Genomic DNA, 19,667 nt, shown 5'->3' on the forward strand with positions numbered 1-19,667 from the left:
CCCAACTCAATTGCCACTCTACAGGTCTAAATGCAAAAAACTTAGCAATTAGCCATCAAGAGCCAACGCCAAAAACCAGCAGAGCAATCACTTTATAAAAGTTAAAGTTTGATGACAATTATATTAACATTGATTGCTTTCGTAAAAAACTTGTTACAGGTTGAAATCCCCAGTTCCCAATCACCAATCCCCGATCCCCTATCCCCGCTCCTGTTGACGTTCCCTAAGTTTCAGCAAGATTTCGGCGTGCATTTCGCGAGTAATAGGATAGAAAAATGTCAAAAATAGCCCAGCAATCAAAAAAATTGCAGGTAAAGGCCCAGTAGCGATGCGGATAGCAAATAATGCTGAATCTGGTTGTGTCGGTAATGCACTTTGCCCTGGAGTTGCCTCTATAAAACCAGATGCTTCTAATGCTATTCCGACTATAAATAATCCAAATGCTAAACCGAATTTTTGCAGCAACACCATAAATCCATAAAAAATTCCTTCACGGCGTTGTCCAGTTTGAAGTTCATCCAATTCAATCACATCTGGCATCATTGACCAAGGAACTAGATAAGCAGTGGAAACACCAAAACCTGCCATCACTGCCAAAGTGTACATGAAAGCAATTTGACCTGGTTGTAAAAAAAATAGTCCCGCTTGTGCTAATATCCACAAGCTCATGCCCATAAAATATACAACTTTCTTCCCTACCCGTTGACTAAGAGCGCTCCAGACAAATAGCATCAACAAAGCAGTACCTTGTACTGCAATCAACACCGTAGGAACATCTGATTCTCTGAGGCGCATATAGTTAACTGCAAAGTAAGGAATGATACTTGCTGTTACCTGCACAGCCAACCAGGAAAAAAGATAGATACCAATAACGAATAAAAAAGCTCGATTGCTAAAGACTATTTTGAACTGTTCTTTATAGGGAATGGATGCAGGTTCCTCGGTTTGAGTGCGTTTTGCTTCAAAAGCTAATATGCGATCGCGTACACCCCAAACGCACCAATACAATGCCAAGACGGAAATTACCCCGCAAATTGCTGCCAATACAATATATTGTTGCTCTCGGTTAGGAATTTGCTCAAAAACAATTTTTGCCAAAATTAGTGACAAAATACTGCCACCAATAGAAAAAGCAAAGCGAAAGCTATTGAGGCTAGTACGTTCGTCATAATCTTGAGTGAGTTCTGGAGTCATTGCCGTATAAGGCAAATTGACAACAGTATAAAAAACCTGAGATATTACCCCGATCGCCACATAATACCAAAACAACCACCAAACGTTTGCGCTCTCGTTAGCACTAAATCGGGGTACAATCCACTGTAAAAAGAAGAAAATTCCAAACGGAACCGCTCCATACAACAACCAAGGTAGGCGGCGTCCCCAACGAGATTTAGTTTTGTCGGTTAATACTCCTACAATTGGGTCGTTTACAGCATCCCAAATCTTACCTATCATTAAAATACTGCCAGCCAATCCTGCCGGAATCCCAGCTACATTTGTAAAGAAAATCATCAGAAAAAATATAGCAATATTGGCAGTAATCGCCGGGCCTAAATCACCCGCACCATAAGCAAGTTTCGTTTTAAAATCTAGTTTGTCACTATCAGTACTTTGTTGCGGATCATCTGAAGGGGCAGAATTGCTCATATTGCCTCGCGCTCATATTAAAATAAAAAGCTTGGTTGCCATCCAGTATTAGCTATAAATATTTTCCTATGCCAGACCTTTACATTTCTTGGTCAGATTACCACCATAAGATTGAACTACTAGCAGCGCAAATATATAAATCCGGTTGGAAATTTAACCAAATAGTTTGTCTTGCCAGAGGAGGGTTGCGAGTAGGAGATATTCTTTCCCGTATTTACAAGCAACCACTAGCAATATTAGCAACATCATCTTACAGTGGGTCTGGTAAGCAAGAAAGAGGAAAACTAATCTTTTCAGAGCATATGACAATGACTACTGAAAAGTTAGGTTCGCGTATTCTCTTAGTAGATGACTTGGTAGACTCTGGAGTAACGCTCAAAGAGACTATACCTTGGCTTCAGACTTATTCTGATTTTCCCATCGAGGAAATTCGCACGGCTGTACTTTGGTACAAAGCTTGTTCAGTAATAAAACCTGATTACTACGTCGATTATTTACCTGACAATCCTTGGATTCATCAACCTTTTGAACCATACGAGTTAATGAATCCAGCCGAACTTGTAGAGAAAGTGAGTCAACCATGCTAATGGAGATGTAGCGTTTTAGCTCATGGTTGTAGTGTGAGGAATGTATGCTTAATACTTATTTGCTGAAAATTATCAGCCAGCCTATTGTGGGTATGGCATTATTAACTGCTTTCTCTATAGCTTGTCCCAGCAATAGTTTTGCTCAACAAGCACAACCAATACTCGCGCCATCTACACAAGTAGATAAGAACTATATATTAGGTGAAGGCGATCGCATCCGTGTCAACATCTTTGAAGTCCCTAAAAATACAAGCGAGTACATAATTCCTTCTAGTGGAGCAATTAACCTACCGTTGATTGGTAACGTTCTAGTACAAGGGCTAACACCAAAACAAGCCGCTGACAAAATTTCTCAAAAATATTCTCGCTTTCTCAAGCGTCCCATGATTTCCGTCAATCTTCTAGCACCTCCAATCAATATTACTGTTGCAGGAGAGGTGACAAGTCCAGGAGTTTACACTCTAAATTCACTAACAGATGCGGGTAATCATCGTGAACTAACTTTGTCAAAAGTAATTCAACTTGCCGGAGGAATTAAACCAGAAGCTAATATTCGTAATATTGTAGTTCGTCGCCCGACAAGAAGTGGCACAGAACAAACAATTAACATTGATCTGTGGAAACTTCTGTGGAACCTATTGCGAAACGGTGACACAAATCAAGAGATCATTGTAGAAGATGGAGATAGGATTGTCATTCCCACTGCCACAGCACAGAATTCAGCAGAAGTTACTCAATTAGCTACTACTTTATCTCCTCCACGAGTATCAGTTGGTGTGATAGGTGAAGTAAAAAAACCGGGACAAGTAGAGCTTTTACATAATAGCTCTTTGAATCAAGCAATACTTGCAGCTGGTGGATTTAATGATGTTAGAGCTAGTAGTTCTACTGTAGATTTGATTCGCCTCAATTCTAATAGCTCTGTCACCAAACATACAATCAAAATAGATTTTGCTGCTGGTATTAACGACCAAACTAACCCCATCCTCCGCAATAATGATGTTGTGGTAGTTTACCGTCGCCCTACTAGAACTCCTGATTCGATAGGCGCTCTCTGCAATTCTATATGTAAAGTCTTAGGTATGCTCAGAAGTGTATTCACAAGATTTTAGACGCTTGTCAAGATTAAGAGTCTCCAAGCGTAAGGTGGAGAGAAGTCCTGCAGGCGGGTTTCCCGCCGTAGGGAACTTCGGAGCACTGTTCATCACGTAAAAAGAAGGGTTTGAGGAAATTGAGACAGTGCCCACCCTACAAAAATTGCTAATTTCCTACCTACGGAAGCCGTACCTTCGGAAGCCGCTTCGCGTCTACCGCGTCTACTGCCTACTGCCGTCTGCCTTCTTTTTAAAACAACCATAACCACAAAGGCAGAGTAACTAATAACACCATCGCTCCCACAGCCAAGGCAGTTACTGCGAGGTTGCGATCAAGATTAAAAGTCTCGGCAATTATCAGCGTAGCGAAAGCAGGAGGCATGGCCATTTGTAAAACTATTACTCGTGCTGCCGCCCCTGTTATACCAAAAAGTGGTAAAGTGCTACCTAATATCAGGGGAACTACTAGCATTTTAATTCCCAAGCCGAATCCCGCCTGTGGTAGACTGTGCCAAGAATTAAGCTTGCTCAACCGCATTCCAATTAACAGCAATGATGATGCTACAGCAGTCCATGCCAATATTTCCAAAAATAGCCCAATACTAGCAGGAATTGTTACTTGCCTTAACAGCAAACCAAAACCAAAACTCCATAAAGCTGGATTGATTAAAATTACCTTAAAAATTTCTCTAGAGTTTTGGACGGTGGTGCTAAAACGCGCTGCTAGTACTACACCTAAGCCATAAGCGCCCAATGTTGTACCCAGCAGATCGTAGAATAATGCCCAAGCAAAGTACTGGGTATCAACCACTGTTAAAATCACGGGATAACCTAAATAGCCAGTGTTACCTACCATTGCCGCCAAAATCGTACTAGCTTGAGTTGCTTGCTGGGGAATTGTTTTTGCAAAGAGGGCTTGCCATTTCACCCCAATCCAAGCTAAAAAAGCCCCTAGTAAAATAGCTAAATGAGCAATCAGAGGTGCAATCCAAATCTGTCCGGATAAGTCAGCTTTTTGTAAGAAAGTGACAATACTTAACGGTACTCCTACCCAGAATAGGAACTGCCCTAAACGGGTGGGAACAGTGGCAGGTAGTTTGAGTCCCAGAAAAAACCCCACCGATACTAAGCCCACCAGTTTGACGTATAGTTCTATGAGGTTTGTCAAAAGTACACCCTGAACTAATTATGTAAAATGATACTTACTAGCTTTATTTCCCTCCAGTTTACAATCTGTTATAAATCTTTTGACAAAGCAGGAGTTAACCATTGAATAACGCTGAGTTTTCTGGAAAACCGCGAAACTCATTGCCTGCCTCTGGAGAAGAGATTCCGGTAGCTGTACGCGAAACTCCGGATGCAGAATCCAGGAAAGGTTTTCGTCTGTTGGTTTTAGCGATCGCCGCCGTAGGAGGATTTATTCTATTAGCTGTCATTAGCGGTTTGTTCTTTGCCCTGACTACACCAAAAAAAGATTTAGATTCTCTATCCTCCACAAATTCAACTCCTGCTAGTCCACAGTCTGGAAGTTCTTCTCAAAACCAAGTTTTAGGACATTTGGCATACCCCGAAGCACCTGAGTCAGAACTTGTACCAATTTCCGCTAATAGACGGATCAGGATGCGAAAAACCGCCGCCCAAAAATTTCAAGAGATGGTAGTAGCAGCACAAAGTCAGGGTGTAAATTTAGTTGCAATTTCTGGTTTTCGCTCTATTAAAGAGCAGGAGCAGTTATTTTTTAGGATTGGTGCTCAACGCAATCAAACGCCAGCACAAAGAGCTGCCCTGAGTGCTCCTCCCGGACATAGCGAGCATCATACAGGCTATGCAATAGATATTGGGGATGGCGCAACACCAGCGACTCATCTAGTGCCTAGTTTTGAAAATACCAGAGCTTTTCAGTGGCTACAAGCAAATGCTGCTCGTTTCGGCTTTGAAATGTCCTTTCCCAAAGATAACGTGCAGGGTGTGAGTTATGAACCTTGGCACTGGCGTTTTGTAGGCGATCGCGAAAGCTTGGAAACTTTCTACAAAGCCAAAAATATTAAGCCTCAGCAAAATCCGTAGTAATTAGAAGGCAGATGGCAGAGGGCAGAAGGGAATTGGGACACGGGGACACGGGGACACGAGGACACGCAACCTATTAACTGCTGTACGGGCGGGTTTAGAAGATAAATTGTCTGTTTCAACCGAAAAATCATCAGCAAAACCCGCACCTACTAACCACTAACTAAATGACAAATGACCTAATGACTAATGACCAATGATAAATGACTAATGACCAGTACCCTATGTTTTCTTCTGTTTAGGTAGATAATCAGGGCAGTCAATTGCCTCTGGATTGAGAACTTTAGTAGGGTGTACTGCACATTGAAGATAGCGGTTATTTTTAAAATACTTACATTTATTGCAGGGAATTTGGGAATTATGTTTAACAGTAAAAATGCGATCAATTACAGCCTTTCTTAAGTTGGGATGCCAAAAAATTGTCACTAAAGCAATGAAGACAAAACTTAAGTAAGCTGACAACATACCTCCTACTGGTATGTTTGGCTGATTCACGAAGGTTGTATCACCAGGGGCTTGGTTCGAGGGTTGCTCGATGAAAACTTCTTGCTGCTGCATTTTAACTTCAAACATTAACTAAAGTATCTGCACACCCTGCAGAAAATTGCTATTTTGTTATAACTTTCCCTGGACAAGCAGATTTATTCGCTGCAAACGAGGAATATTCCCTACTTGCATTTGGTCTGTATGAAATCGACTTAAAGTATCTTTTTTAACTATTTAAAAATATTTAGCTAAGGTGAATAAAAGACAAGCAATACTAAATCGAAACAGGGCTAATATAAATAACTAACTCTTCAGCAACTGACAATTTATCTATCTGGAGTCGTGTTTCTTGTTGAAAAAATAAATCTTTTAGATAGATGAAATTGTGATAAAAAAATCGCGGAGTATTCTCTGCCGCGATGATACAAAATCAATCTCTAACTAATTTGAAGTTTTAACTGCGCCTGTTTACCAGAGTTGTGCTAGCTTGGTCAACTGGCATCAGGATGACTTGATTAATATTCACGTGTGCTGGCCGAGTAACGCAGAAAAATACAACATCAGCTACATCATCAGCAGTTAGAGGAGTTACTCCTTGGTAAACTGTTGTGGCACGTTGTGTATCGCCATGAAAGCGTACTTCGCTAAATTCTGTTTCCACCATACCAGGATCAACCGAAGTTACCCTGATAGGTGTTCCCAACAAATCTTGTTTTAATCCTTCAGAGATAGCTTTGACTGCTGCTTTCGTGCCGCAGTAGACATTACCACCCGGATAAGTTTGATGACCGGCTATCGAACCAATGTTTACCACATGACCGCGATCGCGCTCAACCATTCCAGGAACAATATGGCGGGTAAGATAGAGCAAACCCTTAATATTGGTATCAATCATTTCTTCCCAATCCTGGAAACTGCCTTGATGGAGTTTGTCTAAACCCCGACTTAAACCTGCATTATTGATGAGAATATCAATGTTAGCCCAAGCGGAAGGCAGGTTAGAAATAGCGGATTCTACAGCCTTAGCATCGCGTACATCCAACTGTAACAAATGGATATCAGTAGCGAATTCTTTGTTGAGTGAATCTGCCAAATTTTGCAAACGTTCCCAACGTCGCGCCGCTAAAATTAATTTTGCACCAGCACCAGCGAAAATTTTGGCGCAAGCAGCACCAATTCCACTGCTGGCACCAGTAATGAAAACAATTTGGTCTTGCACAGAAAGCATTTTAAATTCTTAGTCATTGGCCATTTGTCATTGGTCATTTGTTACTTGTCACAACCCGATGACAAAAAACAAAGGACATAATGAATAAGAGCTAATAACTACTTATTCACTACTTGCATACGCTGAGTAATCATTGTCATACCATCTCCACGCATAATCACCGCAGAAACCCATTGACTGCCAGGTTTAGCAGGTGCGTTGCCAACTTTAAAAAGTCCACCAGTTGTGAGTAATTCTAAATTTACGGGTGTAGGGTTAAGATATTTGGTTGCTTGAATGGGTTCTTCCAAAGCTGCACCTAAAAGATAATCATCTCCCAGAGGTTCTTGGACGATCGCATCAAAATTATACTTTTGACCAACTTTTACCTGTTGTGGCAATTTGATATCAACTTGGGGTGGTTTGGCACCAGAAGTAATTTGAGTGCGTTCTGACAAAATGTCTTGACGGATAATTTTTCCGCCTGCAATGCGCTGACGAGATGTGATGGTAGTTGAGAGAGCTAAATTCTCATTGTTAGCGGCAGGTAAGCCAGTAATTTTGGTAACGGTGGTAGCAACGATCTGGTTGCCTTGAGGCTGCCAAGATTGCAGTTGGGTGGTGTATTGCAGCTTGGGATATCTCTTCCAAAAACCAGTTAAAGCTTGTTCCATCGTTTGGCGATTTAAGCCATCTCCATGCACGAAATTGGGACTGTAGAACTGCATTACTGCTTTGACATCACCCCGACTCGCTGCTGCATCGATTTGTGTTAGGAGATTTTTTAGTTGAGCAGGTGCATTGCTGGGTGAGTTGCTGGGTACATTGCTAGGTGAGTTTCTAGGTGGGTTAGCTTGAGCAGATTTCCAACTAGTTGTTAAACCAAATGCGAGCATTAACAAAATTAGCCAACGAGAGGGCGAAAAGCGTGATTGGCGTTTCAATAGCAAGGCGATTAGTTTACTCATAGGTGATTAGTTAGCTTGGTTTACAAAAAATATTCCCTGTTCTCAAGTAAAACGCATACAGTAGAAACCGTAGTAAATTAATTTCTCAAACAGCCTGCAAGAAAACAGGGAAATTGCTTTATCTTAATTAAGCTAAGGGCTGACATGGTAAGCTGTTCCACATTTAACTTACATAACATGGGCGGACAAGATGTCTACCCCACAAGAGTTTAGCCTCATTTCAATAGCAAACTAGATGTTTTTCAGCTTAATAGGTAGATGACAAACACACCAATACGATTATTAATAGCTGCAAGCGGAACTGGTGGGCACTTATTTCCAGCGATCGCACTGGCACAGCAGTTGCCAGATTATCAAATTGAATGGCTGGGCGTTCCCAACCGCCTGGAAACTCAACTAGTTCCCCAACAGTATAAATTGAATGTTATTTCTGTTGAAGGGTTTCAAAAAGGTTTAGGAATTTCATCGCTGTTGACTTTAGGTAAACTGATTGGTTCGGTTCTCCAAGTCAGGAAAATATTAAAACAAGGTAAATTTAAAGGAGTATTCACCACGGGAGGTTATATTGCCGGGCCTAGTGTAATTGCAGCGCGATCGCTTGGTATACCAGTAATTCTTCACGAATCGAATGCTTTACCAGGAAAGGTAACACGCTTTTTTGGCCCTTGGTGTAGTGCAGTGGCACTAGGATTTGAAGTCGCAGCTAAGTATTTACCGCGTGCCAAAACTATTTATACAAGTACTCCAGTACGTTCTCAATTTTTAGAACCGGGTATTGAAGCTACATTGGATTTGCCTATTCCGGAGAATGTGCCTTTAATCGTCGTTTTTGGTGGCAGCCAAGGTGCAGTCGGAATTAATAAATTAGTGCGCCAGTGTGCAACAGCTTGGTTTGATGCTGGTGCTTGGATTGTGCATTTAACTGGTGACAACGATCCCGAAGCGGTTAGTTTGCAGCATCCCCAGTATATTTCTTTGCAATTTTACAACAATATGGCAGCATTGCTGCGGCGAGCAAATTTAGCTATTAGTCGTTCTGGTGCCGGCAGTTTAACAGAATTGGCAGTGTGCGGTACACCTGCGATTTTGATTCCTTACCCGTTTGCTGCTGAAGACCATCAAACTTATAATGCCAAGGTCTTTACTTCAGTTGATGCGGCATTGATGTTTCAACAATCAGAATTAACTGCCGAGGTATTGCAAACAGAAGTTTTGCGGTTGTTGAAGTCACCCCAACAGTTGAAGGCGATGGGGGAAAAAGCAAAGGCGATCGCTATTCCTGATAGTGCCGAAAAATTAGCACAGTTGGTGCGTGAGGTAATTGAGAGGTAAAGTTATATTACAAACTAAAATTCAGAACTCTCGATCGCAAGCAAACAACTATGCTGATGACTAGTACTGTCAAAAAATTGGTAACTTATCCATTCATGGCTGTTTCGCTCATGGGATTAGTCAATTATTCAGCCATTGCTCAGACTCATAAACCTCAAGTTCCGAGAGTTCTATCTTCCTCTACAATTTCTCAACCTACTCAAGTAATTGATGAGAAAACTGCCTTGAATTTGGTATGGAAATTGCCACAAGTGCAACGCAAAGCAAAAACTATTGAACGACTTTCTAAAGGAGCAATACGTGTCGCTGCAGCCGTCGATAGACATCCTACTCTAGAGGAACCTTACTACACAGTGCAAGTATTTGAAAATCATGTAGAGTACACTGACACAATTTACTGGTTTCGTGTCTTGAGTCCAAGCGGTGATATCCAAGTTCTAGATATTTTGCAGGGCGAATATGTATCACTAGAAAAGTGGAAACCTAATTAAATCAATAAACAGTGAGTAACACTGCTTTGATAACCGATAACTGATAACTGATAACTGAAGCAAATGTCAGAACAAAAGTCTGTAAGCCCGTGGAAATATAAACCCTGGTGGTGTCAACCTTGGTCTATCTTGCTCACGGGTTTGACGCTAATTGGTGGTAGCTGGATATTATTTAAAATTATTTGGCTTACAATTCTTGTCTCCATCCCTGTACTCACATGGATGGTTTTTTTCTTGTTAATCTGGCCGCAATTAATAATTCGCAGTGGTCTTTTGGAATCGTATCAATTATCAGAAAATGAGTCGGAAACTAGATCCCCGACTTCTAGAAGTCGGGGATCTAACCCAAACTAATCATCAAGTAGCAAACTTTTGAAACCAGTGCTATCAGGTAGGTTATAGTCAGTCAAAAATTGTTGATAAGCTGATTCTTCCTGAATTAATGTTTTGATATATTCTGTTTTGGGCAGGGTTCCTCTTCGCATTCCTACATATTCCAAATAGCTGGACAATTCCCATTCTTCAGGTTGCTGTACCAGTCCTGCTTTTACCGGATTTAGATGAATATAACGTGAGAGGTTGATTAGATAATCGGTTTGTTGAACATGAATACTTTGAAATCGTCCCTGAAATAATACCCCAGAACGATTAAAACGCTTATTAATAGCCTTCGTGTAGGAAAGTGAAAGGGATTTCATTGCATCAGACAAGGTTTCATCTCTCAAGTAGACCAAAAAATGATAATGATTGGGCATTAAACAGTAAACAATAATATCTATTGCTTTGGTAATTAAATGTTCTTTTACCAAGCGAAGAAAATAAATATAACTTTCACGCTCAAAGAAAATTATTTGACGATTATTACCCCGATTGTAAATATGGTAAAAGTTCCTAATTTCCAGGGAACTCTTTCTTCGCGGCATAGGCAAAAATATAAGATATTGCCTTTAGTATTCCCTTTTTGACGTCCGGGCATATCAGATCCCCGACTTTTTAGAAAAGTCGGGATCTCAGCTTCTAGATTATGCTTAAAAACGAAACTCATCCCATTGGGTGAACCGAGGAGGCGATCGCACTCTTATCAGCCGATTCCATAGCAATATTAGGTTCATATATTCCTATCCTCAATATTTTGAATTTGGTATAGAGTTACATCAATACTTTGCCATTGAAAATGAGATACAAGTTACAAGAAACAGGTGCAGAAAGAGGCGAAAATACTTATTGGTAGCGACTTTTACTTCTGCTTCACACATAAGTAACCAATACTTAGCCAACACGTAGTTACCGTGTTGAAGCGTGCGGATTTTTCGGTTTGCTCTTGAAAATAACCTCACACCATGAGTACTATTACAATCGCCTGGATTGGACTACCGTTTTTTTTCGGATTCGTAATCTATCTGTTTCCAAAACTTGCCAAATACTTAGCACTGGGAATAAGCTTAGTTTCTACTGGATATGCGTTACAGCTACTTTTCAACCAGTCATCACTAACACTAACATTACTAGATAGTTTTGGTGTCACATTAGTCATTGATCAGTTGAGCGGCTATTTTATATTGACAAATGCGCTAGTAACAGCCGCTGTCATTCTCTACTGTTGGCATACTGATAAGACAGCTTTCTTTTATACGCAGACTGTCATTTTGCATGGTAGCGTTAATGCCGCCTTTGTGTGTGCGGATTTCATCAGCTTATATGTGGCGCTAGAGGTGATTAGTATTGCCGCATTTCTCTTGATTGCCTATCCCCGGAGCGATCGCTCCATTTGGGTTGGCTTGCGTTATCTGTTTGTCAGCAACACGGCAATGCTATTTTATTTGGTAGGTGCGGTGTTGGTCTATCAAGTGAATAACTCCTTTGCGTTTGCAGGTTTACACAAAGCACCGACTGAAGCGATTGCTCTCATCTTTTTAGGACTCTTGACAAAAGGTGGAATTTTTGTATCAGGATTATGGTTACCGTTGACTCATTCCGAATCGGATACGCCGGTGTCAGCTTTACTATCGGGAATCGTGGTTAAAACTGGTGTTTTTCCCTTGTTGCGCTGCGCTTTGATTGTGGAAGAGGTTGATCCTATCGTTAGGATATTTGCAGTTGGAACAGTGTTTTTGGGAATAAGCTATGCTGTCTTGGAAAAAGATACCAAGCGGACGCTGGCCTTGAGTACAATTTCACAATTAGGTTGGATTCTGGCTGCACCAATCGCGGGAGGTTTTTATGCGTTGGCGCATGGATTGGCAAAATCGGCACTCTTTATGATAGCGGGGAACTTACCCAGCCGAGACTTCAAGGAATTGCGAAATACGCCAATCAATACTGCACTCTGGGTTGCCCTGGTTATAGCTAGCCTCTCAATTTCCGGCTTTCCCATATTGATTGGCTTTGGAGCGAAGATGTTAACGCTGAAGAATGTACTATCCTGGCAAGCGATCGCCATGAATGTTGGGGCGGTAGGTACAGCAATAGTGTATGCCAAATTCATATTTCTGCCGCATGGGGGGAGAGAAATTGTACGTTCCGGTTTCTGGCAACCGATAATACTATTAATTGGTGCGCTGATTATCACAAGTGGGTTATATTACCAGGCGTATACGATGGCAAACATCACAAAAGCAGTCGCAATCATTGCTGTTGGTTGGTTAGCGCATTTTTTAATTTTTCAACGCTCATTACTCAGTCTGCCGCGTATGCTTGAACAGTTTGAGCATCTCATCGGTTTTATGAGTCTGATGTTGATTTTGCTGTTCTGGATGGTATTTACATGATTGTGTTCTAAATCTGCCACGGAATAATGCGATCAGCTATATGGCGTGGAACTAGCCAAGACATTGTCGGCGACTTCGTAAAATATCGAATTTACTCACAAGAACTCTAGACTGCGAAGGCAGGCTTTGTTCTTTTAGCCCCAAGCTTTCAGCCTGTGGGGCTTTGATGTAACTCAAACATCAAAAAGCTCGCATTTGCGAGCTTTTTGAGCCAATTATTCGCTATTTCGCCTTACTTATCGTTTTGCTAACTTCTTCGCCATCTTCCGCAGACGAATAGACTGGGGAGTTACTTCCACCAATTCATCAGGGCCGATGTATTCCAAAGCACGCTCCAAGCTCATTTCTACTGGTGCTTGTAACTGCACTAGTTCATCACCACTCGCTGCACGGTGGTTGGTGAGCTGCTTGGTTTTGCAGACATTTAATTCCAAGTCTTGGGGACGATTGTGTTCGCCAACAATCATGCCTTTGTAGACCTTAGTACCAGGAGTGATAAAAAATACCCCTCTATCTTCGGCATTCTTCATGGCGTAGAAGGTAGAAACACCCTCTTCAAAAGCGATTAATACGCCTTTATTACGGGCTTCGATGTCACCTGTAATCGGACGGTAATCTAGGAAGCTGTGGTTCATTATACCTTCGCCACGTGTCATCCGCATGAATTCACCCCGGAAACCAATTAATCCACGGGCGGGGATAACAAATTCTAACTGGGTGCGTCCGTTACCACCAACTTGCATATCTTGCATTTCGCCGCGACGTTGTCCCAAGCGTTCGATGCAACTGCCAACTGCTTCTTCGGGTATGTCTAACACTAGAAGTTCATAAGGTTCGCAGGGTTGTCCGTTAACTTCCCGGTAAATCACTTGAGGCTGAGATACTTGGAATTCGTAGCCCTCCCGGCGCATGGTTTCGATTAAAATACCTAAGTGTAGTTCGCCACGACCGGAAACTAGGAATTTGTCTGGAGAGTCGGTTTCTTCGACACGCAAGGCAACGTTAGTTTCTAGCTCGCGCAAAAGGCGATCGCGCACTTGTCTGGATGTTACCAATTTACCTTCTTGACCAGCAAAGGGCGAATCGTTCACCCAAAAGGTCATTTGTAATGTTGGTTCATCCACTTTAATTAGTGGTAAAGCTTGAGGTTCATTCGGATCGGTGATTGTTTCACCGATATTTGCATCAGCGAAACCAGCTACAGCCACAATATAACCGGCAGAAGCTTCCTCCATATCCACGCGCTTCAAGCCTTCAAAGCCCATTAACTTGGTAATTTTGGCTTTGACAATGTCACCCTTTTCTGTCACCAAAGCCGCTTGTTGTCCCATGCGGATGATGCCGTTGTGAATTCTGCCAATCACAATCCGCCCCAGATATTCAGAATAATCTAGGGTTGTAACTTGCAGTTGCAGTGGTTTGTTGGGATCGCCCACTGGTGGCGGTACATGACGCAAAATGGCATCAAATAATGGCTGCATATCCTTGGGTTCATCATCCAAGTCTACTTTGGCGTAACCTGACAACCCGGAGGCGAACAAATAGGGGAAATCACACTGATCCTCATCAGCGCCTAGTTCGAGGAATAAGTCTAATACTTTGTCTATTGCACCGTAGGGTTCTGCTTGCGGGCGATCGATTTTATTGACTACAACAATGGGGCGCAATCCTTTTTCCAGTGCCTTTTTTAACACAAAACGAGTTTGGGGCATAGGGCCTTCATTGGCATCAACAATGAGGATGCAACCATCCACCATGCCTAGCACCCGTTCTACTTCACCGCCAAAGTCAGCGTGTCCGGGAGTATCAACAATATTGATCAGCGTCTCTTTATACTTAACCGCTGTATTTTTAGAAAGAATAGTAATTCCCCGCTCCCGTTCAAGGGCGTTGGAGTCCATAACGCAATCCGGAACGTCTTCCCCTTCACGGAAAATGCCGGATTGTTTGAGGAGAGCATCAACGAGGGTTGTTTTGCCGTGATCTACGTGGGCGATAATAGCGACGTTACGGATTGGGAGCGTCATAATAAGCGCGTTCCAGTACTCTAGTGGGGATTTTATATATAGTGGTGAACTGCTCTAACAGAATTTGGGGGGAACTGCAAATTCTGTAAATAAGCCTTAACAATTCTATCTTAATGTAAATTGACTTAGGAAAACTTCAAAACGCCAGAAATACCCACGAAGGGGTTTTTATTCAATATAAACGTCAAGAGTTGAGTAAGTCCGGAATGAATGCTGGGCTGAGAGAGATTCATTCCGCAATAACTCTAGCATTTTTTGGTAAAGAGTCAATTTAATTACATTTATATAGATTTGGATAAAAACAGTTTGTCAGAACATAACTCTTGATTATGAATGGGCTTTTGTCTATATCCGCTATTATTGCATCAGTACATACCCTAATTTTAATTTATATATATTGTGCCAAAATTAACGCAAAAATTATTGATTAATGAGCAATGACTTGGGCAGCTGGACATAAGTTACAGGATAGCAAGTACATAATTGAAAAAGAACTAGGCGAAGGCGGCTTTGGTATTACCTATCGCGCTAGAGATAATAATGGACGCTACGTTGTTATTAAAACTCTAAATGATAATCTGCAAATTCGTCCTGACTTTGCCAAATTTTAGCAAGATTTTTTGAATGAAGCGATAAAATTAGCTAAATGCACTCACCCTCATATTGTCCAAATTCATGAACTAATTCAAGAGGGAGAACTATGGTGCATGGTAATGGAATATATCGATGGGGAAGATTTAGGCAGCCTAGTTGAAAATCGGGGCTTTTTAGCTGAAGCAGAAGCATTACATTATATTCAACAAATTGGAGAAGCACTAACTATAGTTCACAATAATGGCTTACTGCATAGGGATATTAAGCCACACAATATTATGGTGCGTTCTGGTAAGTTGGAAGCTGTGTTAATTGATTTTGGCATTGCACGCGAGTTCACCCAAAATTTAACTCAGACGCATACACAAATTTTAACTTTTTAAAAGAGTAGATTAGAACAGAGTAGTATTCTGACAGTATATAAAATACTATAAACTCATATACAAATACTCAGTTTTAAAAAAAAGATTGAGCAATGGCTACCAATCAACGAGAATTATACATCTATAATCAAGTCATGCAGGCACAAACGAGAGTAATTAAATTACGTTAAAATGACAGAAAAAGGTGAGGTAGCGTGCGAAAAATAGAAGTTCAACTTGACACCCAAACCCTTGAGCTTGCTGAACAGTTGGCAAAGTCTCGCCGATGTACATTATCAGAACTTATTACAGAAGTAATCAGACTTTTAGCAGCGACAAAAGTGACACAATATCCTTGGGTAGGACTATTTGCAGACGAGCCTGAGTTAGTAGATGAGATAATTGAAGAAGCTATCAAAAATCGGGCTTCCTACTCATTCAATCAAAAAATTGAACAAGGCATTACTTGACACAGACATTTTGTCTGAAATTTTCAAATGTATAAATCAACAAGTTATATTTAAAGCTACTGTTTATCGCGCAGTTTTTGGCTGCTATACAACTTCGGTAATCACAGTTATGGAAGTTGTCCAAGGTTGGCACAAGCGTCAACGAGAAGATAAAGTTCAAGCATTTTTAGCTACACTTGCCACTGAAGATATTTTGATACTGAAACTGCCAGATGCAGAATTGGCAGGGCGCATTTATGCTGATTTGGAACGAACAGGGCAACCTATTGGTTATCCGGATTCAATGATTGCTGCCATAGCTTTACGACGTAATTTAACCTTGGTAACTGGTAATTTGGCTCACTATAGTCGTATACAAGCATTGGGTTACCCTTTAAGACTGGATAACTGGCGAACCTAAATGACTGGAAAATATTATTTGAGGCTACCATAGCCAAGACAAAACTATTGTTGAGCTAGCGATCGCACTCATGGCAACAAGTGATAGCTACCATCCCTACTTAATTTCACATCTAAAAGATCCCAGTCATGCTGCTTTATATATTGAGGCTATTTTAGAAGAAGAAGATCCTGAGCCGGAGTTACTGCAAATAGCACTAGGTAATGTAGCTGAGGCTCTTTGTGAACACAGGATGACATCAGAGCAGGCTAAATATCATCAAGAAAAACTCAAAGAAATTTTATCTCAGCGCGGGAGTGAAGCAATTTATCATCTGGGAACCTGGCTCGATGCTTTGGGATTGAAACTTACTGTGGCTGTTGCAGAAAAGGCAGATGAAAGTAGTATAAATCTTGCTGATGAATCGGAAATTACTGTTTCGCAATGACGGATCGCTGGTACAATTTTTTTGTCAACAAAGAAAATAAACTAGGAGCACATTGGAAAAGGGAGCTTCCAAGGCTGCAATTAAAATATTTATCACCAGCGTGTACAGTCATAACTTAATCTCAAAAATGCTCTCACAACGCTTTACCGAAGCCCTTAACTACGCTACGCAACTCCACGCGAACCAAGTTCGCAAAGGTTCGGGGGTTCCCTACGTCGCTCACTTGTTAGGTGTCGCCAGTATCGCCCTAGAATACGGAGCGAATGAAGATGAAGCCATAGCAGCTCTGTTGCACGACGCCATAGAAGATCAGGGCGGTGCTGCTACACGGGAAGAAATTCGCCGTCGCTTTGGAGAAAATGTAACTGCAATTGTGGATGGCTGTACCGATGCTGATACTACACCCAAACCACCTTGGCGATCGCGCAAAGAAATATATATTGCCCACCTCGCCACTGCTTCACCTTCGATACTACTTGTGAGTGCAGCCGATAAACTCTACAACGCCCAATCTATTCTCCGAGATTACCGGATTTTAGGCGAATCAGTTTGGCAGCGCTTTCAAGGAGGTAAAGAAGGTACGCTTTGGTATTATCGAGCGTTAGTAATTGCCTTCCAAAAAACAGGATCTAATCCGCTTTTTGACGAATTAGAACGGGTAGTAGCAGAACTAGAAGTGTTGACTTCTTTATATGCTTAAATTTGGGCAGACAAGTGTATTTTGTAATAAATAAATTGGGTGGCGCAGGCTATTTTTGCCTGCGACATTGTGCATAAAAGTAGCGGTGATGACAGTATTTCCTGGGTTTAGCGGAACATACTACTTACAGAGCTATCTTCATGAATCCGCCAGATTGTTTCCCCCAAGAGGTTAGCCACCGAAAGCACCTGCAATTGTGGGAAGCGATCGCTTTCTTTGATTGGAATTGTATTAGTGACAATCACTTCCTCAAATAAACCGCTTGACAACCGTTCTACTGCGGGTGGAGAAAATACTGCATGGGTAGCGCAGGCATATACCTGACGCGCTCCTTCTTCGCGCAGCAATCTTGCTCCTTCAGAAATTGTGCCTCCAGTGTCAATCATGTCATCTACTAACACCGCTGTTTTACCTTTGACATCACCGATGACATTTAAAACTTCGGCAACGTTGTGAGCCTGACGGCGTTTATCAATAATCGCTAAGGGAGCATCATTAAGCTTTTTCGCAAATGCTCTAGCTCGCGCTACACCACCAACATCTGGCGAGACAACCACAATGTCAGACAGTTGTTTACTTACTAAATAATCTAGTATTACTGGCGAACCATATACATGATCTAGAGGTATATCGAAATATCCTTGTATTTGCGCTGAATGCAAATCCATTGCCAGAATTCTGTTGGCACCTGCTTGAGTAATTAGGTTAGCAACTAATTTGGCAGTTATTGATTCCCGCCCTGCCGTTTTGCGATCGGCGCGGGCATAACCATAATAAGGAATTACTGCTGTTACCTGTCGGGCTGACGCTCGACGACAGGCATCAATCATAATTAGTAACTCCATTAAATGATCGTTGACGGGTTGACAACAAGGCTGGATTAAATAGACATCACAACCTCGAATTGATTCCTGGATTTGAATATAAAGTTCCCCATCCGCAAATCGCTTGCGGATCATTGGCCCCAAGTCCATACCCAGGTAACGAGCTACTTCTTGAGACAGCGATAAATTGGCAGAGCCAGAGAAAAGCCGCAAGCGGTGATTTTCAGTTAGTCCTGTTGCAGCTGGCAGTTTGAAAGTTGCAGTACTGAGCACAGCAGTTCCTCGATGTGCATTCATGGCAATCTTATCATCAGATATTTAGATTATTTAAGAGAAATAGCCCTAAAAAAACTCTGTGAGTTTTGTTGAAGCTTTCATAAAAACTTTAAACATACCTCCATGAAACTACAACTTCCTTATTTTCTTGTTTCTGTAGCAAATACACTCGTAATAGTTTAACTGGCATTTAAATCGTTAACTACACTTATAGTTGAGATTTTTGCTTTGAGATAAAATACCTACACTGAGTGAGTTGCTTGATTACTTGCCCATTGGCAAGTAATTCATAATAGAGAACAGACCAGTTTAAATTTTCAGTGATACTCAAATTGGTAACTCGTGAAAGTAAAAACCGATGAAGTAATTAATCAGCAGTAGCTCAATATTTTATGATACTAGTGACAAAATAATACTTTAGCAGACTTGCTTTCTATTTTTCCATCAGACAAGAAAGCAGAAGGAAATTAGGACAAGGAGGAAGAGCACGGGGAAGGTGACTTGCAAGGGGAAGGATCGCGACTCACGTCTTCTCCCCTTGTCTTTCCCTCTCCCCTGCCCCTTGTCCTCTTCTGTACCCTGTTCCCTACTGTGCTTGAGGTGAGATTAGGAAACGACAGTGATCTGTTTTCCTTAGCTAGCAAAGAAGCAGAGTTTTATTGGAACCTTGATTTGTAAGTTGCCGTCTCAAGGCTGATGCCCACTTTCATCTGGTATATCTGTGGTCAGTGCGAGAGAATGTGTATCTTACCTAAATAAGTGATATTTCATCTTTTTTTACTTCTCTGTACTGAGAGAAAGGTGTAAGAATTAAAGTGGTCTAAGTCTGTAAAGGTTTGCTTTGACTATGTACTAGTATGGTGATTGTCCATATGCCGCCAGAAGTATTGTTTGTGGGTGAATTCCTTCGAGTCATGCTATTACACTCAATTAATTAAAA

General features: G+C 41.5%; 21 protein-coding genes. 13 read left to right on the forward strand and 8 right to left on the reverse strand.

Features of this window, described 5'->3' with window-relative positions:
* Positions 1 to 198 precede the first annotated feature (198 nt).
* The gene (locus UYC_RS0107055; RefSeq protein WP_016873861.1) at positions 199 to 1,647 is read right to left on the reverse strand and encodes an MFS transporter; all 1,449 of its coding nucleotides are present in this window, start codon (positions 1,645 to 1,647) and stop codon (positions 199 to 201) included.
* Between the two features lie 68 nt (positions 1,648 to 1,715).
* Here UYC_RS0107055 and UYC_RS0107060 point away from each other — a divergent pair, with 68 nt between their 5' ends.
* Both UYC_RS0107060 and UYC_RS0107065 read left to right on the forward strand, forming a co-directional pair.
* Positions 1,716 to 2,234: a phosphoribosyltransferase gene (locus UYC_RS0107060; RefSeq protein ID WP_016873860.1), complete on the forward strand. Its 519-nt coding sequence runs from the start codon at positions 1,716 to 1,718 to the stop codon at positions 2,232 to 2,234.
* 44 nt (positions 2,235 to 2,278) lie between these two features.
* A complete protein-coding gene (locus UYC_RS0107065; RefSeq protein ID WP_016873859.1) occupies positions 2,279 to 3,346 on the forward strand; it encodes a polysaccharide biosynthesis/export family protein in 1,068 nt (355 codons plus the stop codon).
* Positions 3,347 to 3,578: 232 nt separating this feature from the next.
* Here the strand turns inward: UYC_RS0107065 and UYC_RS0107075 are convergent, their stop codons facing one another.
* Positions 3,579 to 4,496 carry an AEC family transporter gene (locus tag UYC_RS0107075; RefSeq protein ID WP_026087399.1) on the reverse strand — a complete coding sequence of 306 codons (918 nt, stop codon included), beginning with the start codon at positions 4,494 to 4,496 and terminating at the stop codon, positions 3,579 to 3,581.
* Positions 4,497 to 4,597: 101 nt separating this feature from the next.
* Between UYC_RS0107075 and UYC_RS0107080 the strand changes: the two genes are divergently transcribed.
* A complete protein-coding gene (locus UYC_RS0107080; RefSeq protein ID WP_016873856.1) occupies positions 4,598 to 5,395 on the forward strand; it encodes a M15 family metallopeptidase in 798 nt (265 codons plus the stop codon).
* Positions 5,396 to 5,617: 222 nt separating this feature from the next.
* Here UYC_RS0107080 and UYC_RS0107085 read toward each other — a convergent pair whose 3' ends face one another.
* The 3 genes from UYC_RS0107085 to UYC_RS0107095 form a co-directional block, all read right to left on the reverse strand.
* Positions 5,618 to 5,968 (reverse strand): hypothetical protein, encoded by a 351-nt coding sequence (locus UYC_RS0107085; protein WP_016873855.1) that lies wholly within the window; start codon positions 5,966 to 5,968, stop codon positions 5,618 to 5,620.
* Positions 5,969 to 6,335: 367 nt separating this feature from the next.
* Entirely contained in the window at positions 6,336 to 7,109 is a 774-nt protein-coding gene (locus UYC_RS0107090; RefSeq protein ID WP_016873854.1) for an SDR family oxidoreductase, read from the reverse strand.
* Between the two features lie 98 nt (positions 7,110 to 7,207).
* Positions 7,208 to 8,056 (reverse strand): Cif family virulence factor, encoded by an 849-nt coding sequence (locus tag UYC_RS0107095; protein ID WP_016873853.1) that lies wholly within the window; start codon positions 8,054 to 8,056, stop codon positions 7,208 to 7,210.
* A 258-nt stretch (positions 8,057 to 8,314) separates the two neighbouring features.
* Between UYC_RS0107095 and murG the strand changes: the two genes are divergently transcribed.
* From murG to UYC_RS39385, 3 genes are all read left to right on the forward strand, one after another.
* Positions 8,315 to 9,388, forward strand: a complete 1,074-nt coding sequence (gene murG / locus UYC_RS0107100; RefSeq protein ID WP_016873852.1) for an undecaprenyldiphospho-muramoylpentapeptide beta-N-acetylglucosaminyltransferase — start codon at positions 8,315 to 8,317, stop codon at positions 9,386 to 9,388.
* Between the two features lie 56 nt (positions 9,389 to 9,444).
* The gene (locus tag UYC_RS0107105) at positions 9,445 to 9,879 is read left to right on the forward strand and encodes a hypothetical protein (RefSeq protein WP_016873851.1); all 435 of its coding nucleotides are present in this window, start codon (positions 9,445 to 9,447) and stop codon (positions 9,877 to 9,879) included.
* Between the two features lie 63 nt (positions 9,880 to 9,942).
* The gene (locus UYC_RS39385) at positions 9,943 to 10,233 is read left to right on the forward strand and encodes a DUF6737 family protein (RefSeq protein ID WP_071588426.1); all 291 of its coding nucleotides are present in this window, start codon (positions 9,943 to 9,945) and stop codon (positions 10,231 to 10,233) included.
* Here the strand turns inward: UYC_RS39385 and UYC_RS0107110 are convergent.
* Complete coding sequence (locus tag UYC_RS0107110; protein ID WP_016873850.1) at positions 10,230 to 10,802, reverse strand: transposase; 573 nt, start codon at positions 10,800 to 10,802, stop codon at positions 10,230 to 10,232. The two genes, UYC_RS39385 and UYC_RS0107110, sit on opposite strands and share 4 nt — an antisense overlap.
* 417 nt (positions 10,803 to 11,219) lie before the next feature.
* On the opposite strand from UYC_RS0107110, the gene UYC_RS0107115 reads away from it, so the two are divergent.
* A complete protein-coding gene (locus UYC_RS0107115) occupies positions 11,220 to 12,647 on the forward strand; it encodes a cation:proton antiporter (RefSeq protein ID WP_016873849.1) in 1,428 nt (475 codons plus the stop codon).
* A gap of 236 nt (positions 12,648 to 12,883) precedes the next feature.
* On the opposite strand, the gene typA is transcribed toward UYC_RS0107115, so the two are convergent.
* On the reverse strand, positions 12,884 to 14,674 hold the full coding sequence (typA, locus tag UYC_RS0107120; RefSeq protein ID WP_016873848.1) for a translational GTPase TypA: 1,791 nt from the start codon (positions 14,672 to 14,674) through the stop codon (positions 12,884 to 12,886).
* A gap of 437 nt (positions 14,675 to 15,111) precedes the next feature.
* Between typA and UYC_RS39390 the strand changes: the two genes are divergently transcribed.
* From UYC_RS39390 to UYC_RS0107150, 6 genes are all read left to right on the forward strand, one after another.
* Positions 15,112 to 15,285: a hypothetical protein gene (locus UYC_RS39390; protein ID WP_016873847.1), complete on the forward strand. Its 174-nt coding sequence runs from the start codon at positions 15,112 to 15,114 to the stop codon at positions 15,283 to 15,285.
* A 9-nt stretch (positions 15,286 to 15,294) separates the two neighbouring features.
* Positions 15,295 to 15,651, forward strand: coding sequence for a serine/threonine protein kinase (locus tag UYC_RS0107130; RefSeq protein ID WP_071588425.1), 357 nt, complete (start codon positions 15,295 to 15,297; stop codon positions 15,649 to 15,651).
* A 194-nt stretch (positions 15,652 to 15,845) separates the two neighbouring features.
* Positions 15,846 to 16,100, forward strand: coding sequence for a hypothetical protein (locus tag UYC_RS0107135; protein ID WP_016873845.1), 255 nt, complete (start codon positions 15,846 to 15,848; stop codon positions 16,098 to 16,100).
* Positions 16,101 to 16,110: 10 nt separating this feature from the next.
* On the forward strand, positions 16,111 to 16,500 hold the full coding sequence (locus tag UYC_RS0107140; protein WP_235082910.1) for a PIN domain-containing protein: 390 nt from the start codon (positions 16,111 to 16,113) through the stop codon (positions 16,498 to 16,500).
* Positions 16,501 to 16,570: 70 nt separating this feature from the next.
* Positions 16,571 to 16,927 (forward strand): helix-turn-helix domain-containing transcriptional regulator, encoded by a 357-nt coding sequence (locus tag UYC_RS0107145; RefSeq protein WP_016873843.1) that lies wholly within the window; start codon positions 16,571 to 16,573, stop codon positions 16,925 to 16,927.
* Positions 16,928 to 17,054: 127 nt separating this feature from the next.
* Positions 17,055 to 17,627 (forward strand): HD domain-containing protein, encoded by a 573-nt coding sequence (locus UYC_RS0107150; RefSeq protein WP_016873842.1) that lies wholly within the window; start codon positions 17,055 to 17,057, stop codon positions 17,625 to 17,627.
* 107 nt (positions 17,628 to 17,734) lie between these two features.
* On the opposite strand, the gene UYC_RS0107155 is transcribed toward UYC_RS0107150, so the two are convergent.
* Positions 17,735 to 18,748: a ribose-phosphate pyrophosphokinase gene (locus tag UYC_RS0107155; protein ID WP_016873841.1), complete on the reverse strand. Its 1,014-nt coding sequence runs from the start codon at positions 18,746 to 18,748 to the stop codon at positions 17,735 to 17,737.
* Positions 18,749 to 19,667 lie beyond the last annotated feature (919 nt).

The sequence above is a fragment of the Chlorogloeopsis fritschii PCC 6912 genome (assembly GCF_000317285.1).
GTDB lineage: Bacteria > Cyanobacteriota > Cyanobacteriia > Cyanobacteriales > Nostocaceae > Chlorogloeopsis > Chlorogloeopsis fritschii.

What these genes read in the sequence shown, in the direction of transcription:
- UYC_RS0107055 (WP_016873861.1), bottom strand. Translation starts at nt 1,647, where the DNA reads ATGAGCAATTCTGCCCCTTCAGATGATCCGCAACAAAGTACTGATAGT.
- UYC_RS0107060 (WP_016873860.1), top strand. Translation starts at nt 1,716, where the DNA reads ATGCCAGACCTTTACATTTCTTGGTCAGATTACCACCATAAGATTGAA.
- UYC_RS0107065 (WP_016873859.1), top strand. Translation starts at nt 2,279, where the DNA reads ATGCTTAATACTTATTTGCTGAAAATTATCAGCCAGCCTATTGTGGGT.
- UYC_RS0107085 (WP_016873855.1), bottom strand. Translation starts at nt 5,968, where the DNA reads ATGTTTGAAGTTAAAATGCAGCAGCAAGAAGTTTTCATCGAGCAACCC.
- UYC_RS0107090 (WP_016873854.1), bottom strand. Translation starts at nt 7,109, where the DNA reads ATGCTTTCTGTGCAAGACCAAATTGTTTTCATTACTGGTGCCAGCAGT.
- UYC_RS0107095 (WP_016873853.1), bottom strand. Translation starts at nt 8,056, where the DNA reads ATGAGTAAACTAATCGCCTTGCTATTGAAACGCCAATCACGCTTTTCG.
- murG (WP_016873852.1), top strand. Translation starts at nt 8,315, where the DNA reads ATGACAAACACACCAATACGATTATTAATAGCTGCAAGCGGAACTGGT.
- UYC_RS0107105 (WP_016873851.1), top strand. Translation starts at nt 9,445, where the DNA reads ATGACTAGTACTGTCAAAAAATTGGTAACTTATCCATTCATGGCTGTT.
- UYC_RS39385 (WP_071588426.1), top strand. Translation starts at nt 9,943, where the DNA reads ATGTCAGAACAAAAGTCTGTAAGCCCGTGGAAATATAAACCCTGGTGG.
- UYC_RS0107110 (WP_016873850.1), bottom strand. Translation starts at nt 10,802, where the DNA reads ATGCCGCGAAGAAAGAGTTCCCTGGAAATTAGGAACTTTTACCATATT.
- UYC_RS0107115 (WP_016873849.1), top strand. Translation starts at nt 11,220, where the DNA reads ATGAGTACTATTACAATCGCCTGGATTGGACTACCGTTTTTTTTCGGA.
- typA (WP_016873848.1), bottom strand. Translation starts at nt 14,674, where the DNA reads ATGACGCTCCCAATCCGTAACGTCGCTATTATCGCCCACGTAGATCAC.
- UYC_RS39390 (WP_016873847.1), top strand. Translation starts at nt 15,112, where the DNA reads ATGACTTGGGCAGCTGGACATAAGTTACAGGATAGCAAGTACATAATT.
- UYC_RS0107145 (WP_016873843.1), top strand. Translation starts at nt 16,571, where the DNA reads ATGGCAACAAGTGATAGCTACCATCCCTACTTAATTTCACATCTAAAA.
- UYC_RS0107150 (WP_016873842.1), top strand. Translation starts at nt 17,055, where the DNA reads ATGCTCTCACAACGCTTTACCGAAGCCCTTAACTACGCTACGCAACTC.
- UYC_RS0107155 (WP_016873841.1), bottom strand. Translation starts at nt 18,748, where the DNA reads ATGAATGCACATCGAGGAACTGCTGTGCTCAGTACTGCAACTTTCAAA.